12 protein-coding genes are annotated in these 13166 nt (G+C 73.3%); 11 read left to right on the top strand and 1 reads right to left on the bottom strand.

The features are described 5' to 3' along the window. The first annotated feature begins 165 nt into the window (after positions 1–165). From AB0K00_RS43630 to AB0K00_RS43605, 6 genes are all read left to right on the top strand, one after another. Positions 166–3402 carry a LuxR C-terminal-related transcriptional regulator gene (locus tag AB0K00_RS43630; RefSeq protein WP_363534178.1) on the top strand — a complete coding sequence of 1079 codons (3237 nt, stop codon included), beginning with the start codon at positions 166–168 and terminating at the stop codon, positions 3400–3402. Beyond that, entirely contained in the window at positions 3402–3839 is a 438-nt protein-coding gene (locus AB0K00_RS43625) for a hypothetical protein (RefSeq protein ID WP_363534175.1), read from the top strand. Before AB0K00_RS43630 ends, AB0K00_RS43625 begins: the two co-directional genes overlap by 1 nt. Then, the gene (locus AB0K00_RS43620; protein WP_363534172.1) at positions 3832–4677 is read left to right on the top strand and encodes a hypothetical protein; all 846 of its coding nucleotides are present in this window, start codon (positions 3832–3834) and stop codon (positions 4675–4677) included. The genes AB0K00_RS43625 and AB0K00_RS43620 overlap by 8 nt, the downstream gene beginning before the upstream one ends. A gap of 13 nt (positions 4678–4690) precedes the next feature. After that, positions 4691–6247 carry a hypothetical protein gene (locus tag AB0K00_RS43615; RefSeq protein ID WP_363534169.1) on the top strand — a complete coding sequence of 519 codons (1557 nt, stop codon included), beginning with the start codon at positions 4691–4693 and terminating at the stop codon, positions 6245–6247. A 27-nt stretch (positions 6248–6274) separates the two neighbouring features. Further along, positions 6275–7951: an NAD(P)-binding protein gene (locus tag AB0K00_RS43610; RefSeq protein ID WP_363534167.1), complete on the top strand. Its 1677-nt coding sequence runs from the start codon at positions 6275–6277 to the stop codon at positions 7949–7951. 84 nt (positions 7952–8035) lie between these two features. Beyond that, a complete protein-coding gene (locus tag AB0K00_RS43605) occupies positions 8036–9829 on the top strand; it encodes a glycoside hydrolase family 15 protein (RefSeq protein WP_363534164.1) in 1794 nt (597 codons plus the stop codon). 9 nt (positions 9830–9838) lie between these two features. On the opposite strand, the gene map is transcribed toward AB0K00_RS43605, so the two are convergent. Continuing rightward, positions 9839–10606: a type I methionyl aminopeptidase gene (gene map, locus AB0K00_RS43600; RefSeq protein WP_363534161.1), complete on the bottom strand. Its 768-nt coding sequence runs from the start codon at positions 10604–10606 to the stop codon at positions 9839–9841. 36 nt (positions 10607–10642) lie between these two features. On the opposite strand from map, the gene AB0K00_RS43595 reads away from it, so the two are divergent. From AB0K00_RS43595 to lepB, 5 genes are read left to right on the top strand one after another with little or no spacing between them, the layout of a single operon-like run. Then, positions 10643–10909 (top strand): helix-turn-helix transcriptional regulator, encoded by a 267-nt coding sequence (locus AB0K00_RS43595; RefSeq protein WP_363534158.1) that lies wholly within the window; start codon positions 10643–10645, stop codon positions 10907–10909. Between the two features lie 19 nt (positions 10910–10928). Then, positions 10929–11450, top strand: a complete 522-nt coding sequence (locus AB0K00_RS43590; protein WP_363534155.1) for a peroxidase — start codon at positions 10929–10931, stop codon at positions 11448–11450. Next, positions 11447–11986, top strand: a complete 540-nt coding sequence (locus tag AB0K00_RS43585; protein WP_363534152.1) for an endonuclease V — start codon at positions 11447–11449, stop codon at positions 11984–11986. Before AB0K00_RS43590 ends, AB0K00_RS43585 begins: the two co-directional genes overlap by 4 nt. 23 nt (positions 11987–12009) lie before the next feature. Next, complete coding sequence (locus tag AB0K00_RS43580) at positions 12010–12333, top strand: PadR family transcriptional regulator (RefSeq protein WP_363534149.1); 324 nt, start codon at positions 12010–12012, stop codon at positions 12331–12333. Beyond that, positions 12330–12947, top strand: coding sequence for a signal peptidase I (lepB, locus tag AB0K00_RS43575; protein ID WP_363534146.1), 618 nt, complete (start codon positions 12330–12332; stop codon positions 12945–12947). The genes AB0K00_RS43580 and lepB overlap by 4 nt, the downstream gene beginning before the upstream one ends. Positions 12948–13166 lie beyond the last annotated feature (219 nt).

The following is a 13166-nucleotide window of genomic DNA, read 5'->3' as shown; positions in this document are numbered from 1 at the left end:
ACAGCCACATCTGTACAGGGAAGACCACCCAGGCAGGGTGAGGCCCCGCAGCTGCGGGCGGTGCTTTGCTCGTCACGTTTGGCGAGGTATGAAATCGGGGGGCACCGAGTGTCGCAAGCGCTGGTACAGCATGATCGCCGTGGAACGGCCCCGTCGACGTTGGCGGTGCCGGATCTCCCACCCGGATACGTGCTGCGGGACCGTGTCGTCGCGCAGCTGGACGCCGCGGTGCGTGCGCCGCTGACGCTGGTGACCGCGCCCGCCGGATGGGGCAAGACCGCGGCGCTGGTCGCCTGGGCCCGCACCGCGAGGATCGGCGACGAGATGCCGGTGGTGCGCTGGGTGACCTCGCACTCGCCGGACGGCGCCGACGTGCCCGGCCGGCTGCGGGGTGCGCTGTCGGCCGCCGATGTGAAGAGTGACCTGCCCGCCGGCATGAACAACGACATGGACGGCGACATCGACGAGGACGACCTCACTCGGGCCGTCGACTCGCTCGACCGGCCCCACATCGTGGTCGTCGACGACGTGCGCGAGATCAGCGACCCGACCGCCCTTGCGGAGCTGGAGTCGTTGGTACGGCACGGAATGGGCCGCCTGCACCTGGTGCTGTCCTGCCGCCGGGACCCGGCGCTGCCGCTGTACCGCTGGCGGGTCAACGGCTCGCTGACGGAGATGCGCACGACCGACCTGTCGCTGACCATCACCGAGACCGCGCAGCTGCTGGCCGCGCACGACGTGGTCCTGCCGGGCAGCACCCTGTACGCGCTGCACTCGATGACCGAGGGCTGGCCGGCCGGCGTGCGGCTGGCCGCGATGGCGATGCGCGGGCACCCCGAGCCGGAGCGGGTCCTCGACGACGGCGGCCCCTACAGCACCGCCGTCGGCGACTTCCTCACCGGCGAGGTCATCGAGACGCTGCCCCCCGACACCCGCCGGCTGCTGTTCGACACGGCGGTCGCGACGCGGCTCAACGCCGGCCTCGTCGAGGCGATCACCGGCCGCGACGACGGCGCCCGGGTCCTCGCCGAGCTGAAGGGCTCCAACGCGTTCCTGACCCGCAACGCCGGCCCCGGCGGCTGGTACCGGTTCCACCCGCTCTTCGCCCGCACGCTGCACTCCGAGCTGCTGCGCCGCAACCCGGAACGGGTCGCTGAGCTGCACCGCCGCGCGGCGGCGTGGCATTCGACGTACGGCATCCCGGCGGAGGCGATGCGCCACGCGCTGCTCGCCGAGGACTGGGTCGGCGCGGTCGAGACCCTTGAGCGGCACTGGCCGGACATCGTCGGCGGGGTCCGCTACGACCGCCCGCACGAGGCGGCGCCGCACGCGCCGGCCGGCGACGAGCACACCGACCCGCGGCTGGCCCTCGCGTTCGCGGCGGAGCGCCTGCGGGTCGGCGACCTGGAAGGCACCCGCGACTTCCTGCGCCGCAGCAACCGCGCCACGGACGCCACGACCGCCATGGACCCCCCGAGCCCGGCAGCCGGTCCGACCACGAGCAACGGCACCGGCTCGTCAACCAGCGCCGGCTCTTCGACCGCCGCTGGCTCGTCAACCGGCAACGGCTCTTCGACCGGCAACGGCTCTTCGACCGGCAACAGCTCTTCGACCGGCAACGCCGAACCGCCGGCGGGTCGGCGGGAGAGCACCGCGGCCGGCCCGAGCACCCCGACCGGGCTGAGCGGCCCGACCGGCGCGCCGGGCACGGGCGGTGGGTCGGGCCTGACCGGGCAGTCCGCCCGCCCCGGCCAGACCGCGTCGAGCCTGCCGGCCACGCAGGGCCCGCCGACCACACAAGGCCCGTCGACCACGCCGGGGATGCCGGCCGGATCGGGGATGCCGGCCGGAACGGGCGCGCCGCCCGCGCGGCCCACCTCGGGCGGCGCCAACGCGACGGCGGTCATGACCGCCCCGCCCCCGGCCACCGGCCAGCCCACCACCGGGCAGCCCGCCACCACCGGCCAGCCCGCTCAGACCGCCACCACCGCCCAGACCAACACCACCGCCCAGACCAACACCACCGCCCAGACCAACACCACCGGGCAGACCGCCGCGGCCGGGCAGACCGCCGCCGGCTCGCCGGCGCCGAACGGCCAGCCCACCGCGAAGAGCCCGGCCCGGACCAACGCCCGCATGATCGCCGGGTTCATGGCCGCCGAGGCGTGGCTCTCCGGCGACCCGCGCAGGACCCTCGCGGCCCTCGGCGACCTCAACCGGCCGGACGAGCAGAACGACGAGATCCGGGCACTGTCCATGTTGGACGAGGGCGAGGCCCGGCTGCGGCTGGGCGAGCTCGCCGCCGCCGGAACGCCGCTGCACGGCGCCCTGGTGCTCGCCCAGCGCACGGGAATGGCGCAGGCGCAGGTGTGCGCGGCGGCCCAGCTGTCGGTCCTCGAAGCGGCCCGCGGCCGGCTCCGGGCATCGGCCCGCCTCGGCCGCCAGGCCCTGGTGACCGCGGACCGTTTCGGCATCACCGACGCCACCGACCTCGGCTGGGTGCGGATGGCCCTCGCCAGCGTGTACGGCGAATGGGACCGCATCGCGGAGGCCGACCGGCTCCTGGACGAGGGCCTCGACCTCGCCGCCGGCGACCCCGACCTGCTCGTCGCGATCGCGACCGTCCGAGCGAAGCTCCGGCACGGCTCGGGCCGCCTCGCCGCGGCCCTGGAGGTGCTGCACACCGCCCGCCGCGAACTGGGCGGCGCGGCGCTCGCCCCGAGCGTGGAGCGGGCCCTGGCGCTGACCGAGGCCGAGCTGCGCATCAGCGGCGGCGACCTCGGTGCGGCGCGGCGGCTCGTCGCCACGGGCGGCGACCCGGACGTGTACCCGGGCTGGGCCGCCTGCGTCGACGCGTCGGCGGCGCTGGTCGAGGGCAAGGCTGCCGCCGCCGCGTCGACCGCCCAGCAGTACGCGACCCCGTCGGTGGACACCGCGCTGACGTGGACCGTGCACGCCGCGATCCTGACGTCCCTGGCCGGACGGGCGCTCGGTGACCGCAACCGGGTCCTGCGCGGCCTGGAGGTGGCCCTGGACATCGCGGAGGAGGAAAGCTTCCGCCGGCCGTTCCTCGTCGGCGGGCACCCCGTGCGGGACCTCCTGGCGAACTTCGCGCCGCTGCTGCCGGTGTACCACCCCCTCGCCGCCGAACTGGCCGCCGGGTCGTCACCCCTCGCGGGCGGCGGGCGCGGCGCCGACGGCAGCCTCGTCGAGCCGCTCACCGAGCGGGAACTGACGGTGCTGCGCTACCTGCAGGGCACCATGTCCAACCTGGAGATCGCCTCGACGCTGTACGTGTCGGTCAACACCGTGAAGACGCACGTGAAGAACATCTACCGCAAGCTGCACGCCGGCCGCCGGCGCGAGGCCGTCGAACGGGCTCGGGAACTGCGGCTGCTGTGATGCTGGTCCGGGCCGTCGACGAGGGACCCGGACCCGCCGCGGCGGCGACCCATCGGTGCGTCTGGGGCGCGCTCGCGGCTACCGTGGCGTGGCCGGCACTCAACGTCGGCGGGGTCACGCACCCACAGGCCGCCGCGGTCGGTGTGGGCCTGCTGACGGTCCTGCCGCTGCCGGGGCCGGCGCTGGGCGTGGCCCTCGCCGCGGGGCTGGTGCTGGTCGCCGGCCAACCCCTCGCACCACTGCTCGCCCTGGCCGCCGCGTCCCTGATCACGCTGGTGGGGTTACCGGCACAGCACCTGCCGGCCTGGGTGGGGCCGCTGTCAATGCCGGTGCTCGTCGCGACGGCCCTGTTCGCCGGGGTCGTCGGCGGCCTGCCCGGGGTCCTCGCCGGGTTGCTGCTCGCGAGCGCCTGCTCTGCGCTGGTCCGGCGTGCTTGAATACCTGCGCGGCCGCCGGACGGCGATCGTGCGCCGGCAGGCGTCCCGCGCCCTCGACCGGGCCGTCGACCGCGGGCTGGCGGGCGCCGCGGACCAGCCGCGCAGCGGGCCGTACTGGCCCGCCGACAACTGGGTGTTCGTGGCGTACGCCGCCGCCCTCACCTGCGCCGCGGTGGTGGCCCTCGGGATCCACTGGCTGGACCCGTCGCCGCTGGGCCGCACCCTCCTCGCCGTGGTCGCCGCGACCGGGTTCCTGTTCGCCGGGTTGCACCTGGTGCGCACACCCGCGAGCCGGCAGAAGGCGCTGCGGCAGTTCCTCACCGACCCGCGGGACCGGGTCGTGTTCGAGGAGGCCGCCGCGCACGCCGACCGGATCGTGCTGACCTGGCCGGTCCTGGAGCGCCTCGGCGACCCGACGGACCCGCAGGACACCCTGGAACGCACGCTGTGGGACCTCGCGCACGCCCTCGCGGAGCGCGGCGAGCTGCGGACCGCGGTGCGGGAGCTGCGCGCGTCGGTGGGCGAGCCGATCGGCGCCGGCCTGCTGTTCGCGGCGGTCACCGACCGGCAGGCGGAGCTCACCGCCCGGCTGACCGAGATCGACGCCGAGGTGAGCCGGCGGGCCGACCGGCTGCGGCACCTCGCCGGGCTGTGCCAGGGGTTCCTCGACCAGCGCGCGGCCCAGGCCCGGGCCCGGGTGCGGGTCAACACCGCCGACGCGCTGCTCGGCGCGATCAACGCCCGACCGGCCCGCGATCCGGAACCCGCCGAAACGCTGACGGAACGGACGGAAACGGTACTAGCCGCATACCGCGAGCTGGCGGACGAGTTCGAGTAGCTACCCTGCCGGGGTGCTGAAAACCAGGCCGTTGACCGGTGTCGTGACCGGGTTCGGGATCGCCGTGGCCGCCGTCGGGCTGTTCTTCGCCTACCTGCGGATGGCGTACGCGTTCCCGATCAACAGCGACGGCGCCAGCAACGCGATGCAGGCCTGGGAGATGTTCCACGGCAACCCGCGGCTGACCGGCTGGACGCTGTCGGACGTCGCGTTCTACCCGACGGAGCTCATCCAGTACGCGATGATCCAGGTGTTCACGGGCCCGACGGTCGCGCAGATCCACATCGCGGCCGCGATCACGTACACGATGATCGTGCTGCTGTCGGCGGCCCTCGCGAAGGGCCGCGCGACCGGACTGCAGGGCTGGCTGCGCGTCGGGGTGACGGTCGCGATCCTGCTCGTCCCCGTGCCCGGCACCGGATACCAGACGCTGCTGTCCTCGCCGAACCACACCGGCTCGGCAGTGCCGCTGCTGCTGGCCTGGGGCGCCATCGACCGGATGCGGGACACGAAGTGGAAGCCGGTCGTGGTGGCGCTGCTGCTGGGCTGGGGCGCGTGGGGGGATCCGCTCGTCACGTTCGTCGGCGCACTGCCCCTGGCGCTGACCTGCCTGGTGCGGGCGTGGCGGCTGCCCGGGTCGTACCGGAGCCGCCTGACGAGCATGGACTTCCAGCTGGCGGTGGCCGGCGGCGTGTCGGTGGTCCTGTCCCACGTCGCGACCTGGGGGCTGCACGCGATCGGCGGCTACCACACGCCGCGGCCGCCGATCGAACTGTCGCCGTGGGACGAGTGGTTCGGCCGGGCGCACATGACGGCCCGGATGCTCGGCGTGCTGTTCGGCACCCACCGCCCCGGCTGGCAGTCCAAATGGATCCAGCAGGGCGTGTCCTACCTGCACCTGGGCGGCTTCGTGGTGGCGCTGATCGCGGTGGTGATCGTGCTGGTGCGCACCGTGCTCGGCACCGCCGACCGGATCGAGTCGATCATGGCGGTCGCGATCTGCTGCGACATCGGCGCGGAGATCGTCTCCACGCTGCCGGTCGACCTGATGGCGGCGCGGGAGATCTCGCCGGTGCTGCCGATGGCCGCGGTCATCGCCGGACGGGTCATCGTGCCGCGGTTGCAGGCCCGCTGGCGGCAGGTCGTCCTCGCCTGCGTCCTGGCGCTGCTGACGCTCAACCTCGTCGCGTACTCCCCGCCGCGGGCCGAGCCGTCCGAGGGTCAGGTCGTCGCCGACTGGCTGCGGGCCCGGAACCTCAGCTACGGCCTCGGCGCCTACTGGGTGTCGAACAACATCACCGTCACCACCGAGCGGAAGGTGACGGTCGTGCCGGTCCTCGGCGACGGCGACCGGGTGGCGCCGATGTGCTGGCAGTCCAAGACCAGCATGTATGACGCGAAGGCCCACGACGCGCGGTTCATCGTCTTCGAGCGGGACCGGCCGTTCTACGGCACCCCGGCGCAGGCGGTCAAGATGTGGGGGGTGCCGAAGGTGCGGTTCGACACCGGCCGCTACGCCATCCTGGTGTACGACGTGAATCTGCTGGTCGGTCTACCGCCATCTTGCTGATAGCACACCGTCGATACGATCACGGGTGTGCGCAGATTCGTCGTCTGGGGTGACAACGCCCTCGCACGGCGTCTGGTCGGCGAACTGATCAACAGCTACGGCGCGCAGGTGACCGTCGTCGTGCCGTCGCTCGCCGCCAACCTGGCGCCGGAGATCGCGGAGCTGTGCGCACCGGACCCATGGTCGATGGTCGTCGAGGAGCGGCGGCTGAGCGCGGCCACGTTCCTGCGGCCGGAGCTCGCCGAGGCCGAGGCCATCGCGTTCGTCGACGCCGACGACGTGGCCAACGTCGACGCGGCGCTGATCGCCCGCGAGACCCTGCCCGACGTCCGGGTCGTGCTGCGGATGTTCAACACCGTCCTCGGCGAGGGCGTGGCGTCGCGGCTGCGCAACTGCGCGGTGCTGTCGGCGTCGGAGATCGCCGCGCCCGCGTTCGTCGCCGCGGCGCTCGGCGACAACACCCCGACGTCGATCCGGATGAGCGACGGGCAGCAGCTGGCGGCCGTCGACCGGGCCGCCGCCAACCCGACCGACATCCGGTGCGGCCTGGCCGTGACCGCCCCCCAGGATCGCGACCCGGTCAGCCTTCCCGCCGACGACAACGCCGCCGACCTGGTCCTCGTCAGCACCTACGGTCATCCCCAGCCGGCGCCGCGCCGGGTCCGCCCGCACCCGCTGCGCACGACCCGGCTGGTGCTCAAGGGCGGGCTGCGCCGGGTCCTGGTCGGCGTGGCCGCGCTCATCGCCACCGGCACCGTCGTCGTCGCCGCCGTCAAGGACCTCGGCCCGTGGCGGGCGCTGTACGTCACCGTCCTGACGACCCTCGGCGGGGCCGGCGCCGACTTCGAGCAGTCCCATTCCGCCCAGGTCGTCGACCTCGCCCTGGTCGTCGCAGGTGTCGCGGTCATCCCGGCGGTCACCGCCGCCGTCGTCAACACCCTCGTCAAGGCACGGTTGAAGATCGCCGCCGGCGGGCTCGCCGACCCGGTCGGCGACCACGTGATCGTGGTCGGCCTCGGCAACGTCGGCGCCCGGGTCGTCCAGGAACTGCACGACCAGGGCATCGACGTGGTGGCGGTGGACCGCTCCTCGACCGCCCGCGGTGTCGCCGTCGCGCGGAGCCTGGGCATCCCGGTGATCCTCGGCGACGCGCGGGACTCCGAAACCCTCTCGGCCGCGTCGGTGACCACCGCCCGCTGCCTGGTCATGGTCACCACCGACGATGTCGCCAACCTCGAGGCGGCGCTGCTGGCCCGCTCGCTGCGCGGCGACCTGCGGGTGGTGCTGCGGCTGTTCGAGGAGGACTTCGCCCGCCGGATCAAGGTCGCGTTCGGCATCAACCACTCCCGCAGCGTCTCCTACCTGGCCGCGCCCGCGTTCGCCGCGTCGATGGTCGGCAGCGAGGTGATCGACACGATCCCGGTCGGCCGCCGGGTCCTGCTCGTCGCCGAGGTCCGCGTCGGTGCCCGCTCCCGGCTGGAGGGCCGGCACTTCCACGAGGTCAGCGTCACCAACGAGATCCGCCTCGTCGCCGTCCAGACCGGCCGGCCCGGCCTCGACCAGGGCGTACAGACGTTCTGGTGGCCCGAGCGCAACCGCGGGCGGACCCTCGACCGGGCCCACACGATGGTGGTGGTGGCGACCCGGGCGGGCCTCGTCGCGCTGCTGGAACGCGCCGCCGCCGGGCCGGAACCGCCGGCCTAGGTCATCCGCGGGCTACCCAGGGTCCTCCCCCAGTCATCCTCGGAGGGTGCTGTCTGGTCACCTCCGGCGGGCGACCGTCAAGTCATGGACTCTTATCCCCCCATCGAGGGTCACGGCCTGATCGGCGACCTGCAGACGTCCGCACTGGTCGCGCAGGACGGCACCATCGACTGGTTCTGCGCACCGCGCTTCGACTCGCCGAGCCTCTTCGGATCGCTGCTGGACACCGCGCGCGGCGGCTTCTGCCGGCTGCGGCCCGAGCGGGACGACTTCGTGGCCCGGCAGCTGTACCTGCCGGGCACCGCGATCCTCATCACCCGCTTCATGAGCCCCGAAGGCGTCGGCGAACTGCTGGACTTCATGCCCGTCACCGGCGACGTCGCCGTCGACCAGCACCGCATCGTGCGGATCATGCGGATCGTCCGCGGTCACGGCCGCTTCGTCTTCGAGTGCCAGCCCGGCTTCGACTACGCGCGGGCACCGCACGACACGTCGATCGGCCCCGGCGGCGTCACCTTCACCAGCCACGACGCCGCGCTCACGCTCAACCCGGCCCGCACCGACGTGATGAACGGCATCGAGCACACCGACCGCGGGGTCCGGGTCGTCGTGGAGGCCGGCACCGGCGACAGCGGCGGCATGATCCTGGCCGCCGGGCCGGCGCACACCGCGAACACGGTCTCCCTCGACGAGATCTGGCGCTTGTACGACGAGACCCGCGACTTCTGGCGATCGTGGGTGGGGCGCTCCACGTACCGTGGCCGCTGGCGCGAAACCGTCGAACGCTCCGCGATCACGCTCAAGCTGATGACCTACGCCCCGACCGGCGCGCTCGTCGCCGCCCCGACCGCGGGCCTGCCGGAGCTGGTCGGCGGGGTGCGCAACTGGGACTACCGGTACACCTGGATCCGCGACGCGTCCTTCTCCATCCACGCCCTGCTCGGCCTGGGCTACTGCGACGAGGCCGTCGCGTTCCTGCGCTGGATACGTGACCGGCTCATGGCCGGCCACGAGCAGATCATGTACCGCATCGACGGCAGCACCGACCTGCCCGAACTCGCCCTCGGCCACCTCGACGGCTACCGCGGCTCCCGCCCCGTGCGCGTCGGCAACGACGCCAACGGCCAGCTCCAGCTCGACATCTTCGGCGAGGCCCTCGACGCGGTGTACCGCGCCCACCAGAGCGGGCTGCGACCCGTGTACGAGGGCTGGGAGGCCCTCGCGAACTCCGTCGACTGGCTGTGCGAGCACTGGGACGAGCCCGACGACGGCATCTGGGAGTCCCGCGCCGGCCGCAAGGACCACACCTACAGCCGGGTGATGAGCTGGGTCGCCTTCGACCGCGCGATCCGCCTGTCCCACGAGCTCGGCATGCCCGGCAACGTGCCGCGCTGGACCGCCCAGCGCGACGCCGTCTACCGGCAGGTGATGGAGCGCGGCTGGAACCCGGCCGGGCAGACCTTCACCCAGCACTACGACAGCTCCGTCGTCGACGCGGCGCTGCTCTACATGCCCCTCGTGGGCTTCGTCGCCCCGCAGGACCCGCGGTGGCAGTCGACGCTGCGCGCCATCGACGAGCACCTCGTCTCCGACAGCCTCGTCTACCGGTACGACCCGCTGAAGTCCCCCGACGGCCTCGACGGCGCGGAGGGCACCTTCTCGATGTGCACCTTCTGGTACGTCGACGCGCTGGCCCGCTCCGGCCGCCTCGACGAGGCCCGGCTCACGTTCGAGAAGATGCTGACCTACAGCAACCACGTCGGCCTGTACTCCGAGGAGATCGGCCCGACCGGCGAGCAGCTCGGCAACTTCCCGCAGGCGTTCTCCCACCTCGCCCTGATCAACGCCGCGATCCGCCTCGACGAGGCCCTGGCGTGAGCCTGGCCGCTACACGGTGGTCAGGATGACGGGGCCGTCGTCGGTGATCGCGACCGAGTGCTCGGTGTGCGCGGCGCGGGATCCGTCCACGGTGGACACGGTCCAGCCGTCGGCGAGCACCCGGCTGCGGTCGGAGCCGCTCTCGATCACCATCGGCTCGATCGCGAGGACCAGGCCGGGGCGCAGCGTGAGCCCCCGGCCCGGGCGGCCGGTGTTGGGCAGGTGCGGGTCCTCGTGCATGGCGGTGCCGATGCCGTGACCGCCGTAGCCGGTGGGCATGCCGTAGCCCGCGGCGCGGCAGACCGTCTCCACCGCGAAGGAGATGTCACCGAGGCGGGCGCCAGGCTGGGCGGCGGCGATCCCGGCGGCGAGCGCCTCGGCGCACGTGCCGGCGAGGCGTTGCGCAGCCTCGTCGATCGCCCCGACGCCCACGGTCACCGCCGAGTCGCCGTGATATCCGTCGATGTGCGCGCCGAAGTCGATGGAGAGCAGGTCACCGTCGACAAGCCGGCGCCGGTCGGGGATGCCGTGCACGATCTGGTCGTTGACCGACAGGCAGAGCACCCCCGGATACGGGATCGGCGCGAACGACGGGAGATAGTGCAGGAAGGAGGACTTCGCCCCGTGCTCGGCGAGCATCGCCCGGGCCAGCTCGTCCAGCTCCAGCAGGGACACCCCGGCCTTCGCCTGCCCGCTCACGGCACGCAGCGTCAGCGCCACGATCCGGCCGGCTTCACGCATCGTCTCGAGCTCCGCGGCGCTCTTCAGTACCACCATGGCTGAAGATTGTAATACCAGGATTATCATCGTGGCATGGTGCGGAACCCGCTGACCGCCGACGAACGCCACCGGGGCCTTGTCCTGGGCAGGCTCCTCCAGCAGGCGAGGGGCGGCCGCAGCGCCGCGGCGGTCGCCTACGAGGCCGGCATCTCCCTCGACACGCTGCGCAAGATCGAGCGCGGCGCCATCGCGACCCCGGCGTTCTTCACCGTCGCGGCCCTGGCGAAGGCGCTCGGCCTGGACCTGTCGGAGCTCGCCGAGGCCCTGGTCGCGTCCGAGACCGGCGACCGTGTGGCCTGAGCCGCCTAGTCTGCGTGGCATGACGTACCTGCGAATCCCCGGCGGCACTGACAGCACCGCCACCAACTACGAGCGGGTCTTCAGCCTCGCCCCCGAGGTCTACCAGCACTGGGGCGCGCTGTCGCAGTCGGTGAAGGCCGGCATGGACCTGCGCCGCTACGAGCTGGTCACCCTGGTCGCCGCCCGGCGGATCGGCGCGGCCTACTGCAGCCTCGCCCACGCCGGCGTCCTGCGCGCCCGCTTCTACGACGACGCCACGCTGCAGGCGATCGCCACCGACTGGCACGACGCCGGACTCGACCCGGTCGACGTCGCCGTCATGGACTTCGCCGACCTCGTCGCCGCCGACCCCGGCAAGGTCACCGCCGCCGACGCCGACCAGCTACGTGCCCACGGACTGTCCGAACAGGACATCCTGCACGTGATCCTCGCCGTCTCCATCCGCCGCTTCTTCGGCGGCGTCCTGCAGGCCACCGGCGCCGAGCCGGACCAGAACCTGTTCGACGCGCTCACTCCAGAGCTGGGACACTTGCTGGCGTGAATCCGCGGCGCTACGGGGCGATCGACGTCGACTATCCCGACACCGGCGGCGCCCGGGGCGCCCTGGTCGTCGCCGTCGAGCCGACGTTCGGCACCCTCGTCGACGAGCGCGTCACCTGGCTGGACGAGGTCGCCCCGTATGAGCCCGGCGCCTTCTACAAGCGCGAGCTGCCCGCCGTGCACGCGCTGCTGGACCCGCTGCCGCCGCTGGACCTGCTCATCGTCGACGGCTACGTCGACCTGGACCCGGCCGGCCGGCCCGGTCTCGGCGCCCACGTCCGCGACGAGCTGCGCATCCCCGTCATCGGGGTGGCGAAGACCGCCTTCCACAGCGCGACCCACGCGATCCCCGTCCGCCGTGGCGGCGCCGAGCGCCCCTTGTTCGTCACCGCCGCCGGTGTACCCCTTCCCGACGCCGCCGCCCTCGTCGCCGCGATGGCCGGCGCGTTCCGCCTGCCGGACGCCCTGCGCCGCGTCGATGCCCTCGCCCGCGCCCGCGCCACCCCGGCCGCAACCTTCAGGGCTTCCGCTCCATAGTCTTCATATGTAGAGTTTCAGGCATGCCGAGGTTGCCGCACACGTCGCCGCAGACGCTGCACGTCTTCGAGGCGCTGCTCACCGCCCCCGAGGCCTGGCGGTACGGGTATGACCTGAGCCGGGAGACCGGGCTCGCGTCCGGGTCGCTGTATCCGATCCTGATGCGACTCGCCGAGGGGGCGCTGCTGGAGACCCGGTGGGAGCCGGCGGAGCAGCCTGGCCGTCCACCGCGCCACCTGTACCGGTTGACTCCCGACGGCGCCGCCCTCGCCCGTTCGCGGCTGGAGCGCCGCGCGGCCGCGGCTGCTGCGCCGGTGGTCCGGTTGCGCCCGCGGGCCGCGTCATGACCGCCGCGCACGGGCTGGCGCGCCGGGTCCTGGCCGTGGCGTTGTTCCGCACCCGTGACCCGTGGGGCGCCGCCGTCGTCGCCGAGCTGGAGCACGTCACCGGCACCTGGGCGGTGCTGCGCTGGACCGCCGGTGGCCTGCGGGTCGCGTGGCGGGTGCGGCCCGGCGCCCGCCGCACCGTTGCCGCGGCCCTGGTCGCCGCCGCCGCGTTCTCGACCTTCACGGTCCGCTCGATCCCGTCGGGTGCGATGGCGCCGACCCTGGGCATCAGCGACCATGCGCTCGTCGACCGGGTCACGTTCCGGGTCCTGGGCATCGACCGCGGCGACGTGGTCGTGCTGCGGGTCCCCGCCGGCGACGGCGGCTGGTTCACCACCGTCGACCGGGTCATCGGTGTCGCCGGCGACACCATCGACTGTGACGGCGGCACGGTGCGCCGCAACGGCTCGCCGCTGGACGAGCCCTACACGCACGGCGCGGCCACGGACTGCGTGCCGGTCACCGTGCCCGACGGCATGCTCTACGTCATGGGCGACAACCGCGAGGTCGCTCGCGACTCCCGCCACTACGGCCCCCAGCCCGCCTCGAACGTCAGCGGCCGCGTCGTCCGCTGAGCTCGCGCCGGTGGCACGTTTCGGGGATTCGACGGGTCGCGGGGTTGTCTAACGTTGTATTCAACAGCGACAAGACAGCCACACCGGATACCTGGGAGACACCATGAGCGAGTGGGAAAGCGGCGACAGCGGCGACAACGGCGGCGTTGACTACGGCCACGTTGAGGCCGGTCAGGATCACGAGTCGCTGGACCAGCTGCACCAGGTGCACGCGGCGGA

Origin of the sequence: Dactylosporangium sp. NPDC049525 (assembly GCF_040676755.1) — a bacterium.
Classification (GTDB): domain Bacteria; phylum Actinomycetota; class Actinomycetes; order Mycobacteriales; family Micromonosporaceae; genus Dactylosporangium.
This window is presented reverse-complemented; position numbering and strand designations above follow the sequence as displayed.

Bases quoted from the DNA above. Each gene is read 5' to 3' on its own strand.
- AB0K00_RS43605 (WP_363534164.1), top strand. From the start codon at position 8,036: ATGGACTCTTATCCCCCCATCGAGGGTCACGGCCTGATCGGCGACCTG.
- map (WP_363534161.1), bottom strand. From the start codon at position 10,606: ATGGTGGTACTGAAGAGCGCCGCGGAGCTCGAGACGATGCGTGAAGCC.
- AB0K00_RS43590 (WP_363534155.1), top strand. From the start codon at position 10,929: ATGACGTACCTGCGAATCCCCGGCGGCACTGACAGCACCGCCACCAAC.
- AB0K00_RS43625 (WP_363534175.1), top strand. From the start codon at position 3,402: ATGCTGGTCCGGGCCGTCGACGAGGGACCCGGACCCGCCGCGGCGGCG.
- lepB (WP_363534146.1), top strand. From the start codon at position 12,330: ATGACCGCCGCGCACGGGCTGGCGCGCCGGGTCCTGGCCGTGGCGTTG.
- AB0K00_RS43580 (WP_363534149.1), top strand. From the start codon at position 12,010: ATGCCGAGGTTGCCGCACACGTCGCCGCAGACGCTGCACGTCTTCGAG.
- AB0K00_RS43595 (WP_363534158.1), top strand. From the start codon at position 10,643: ATGGTGCGGAACCCGCTGACCGCCGACGAACGCCACCGGGGCCTTGTC.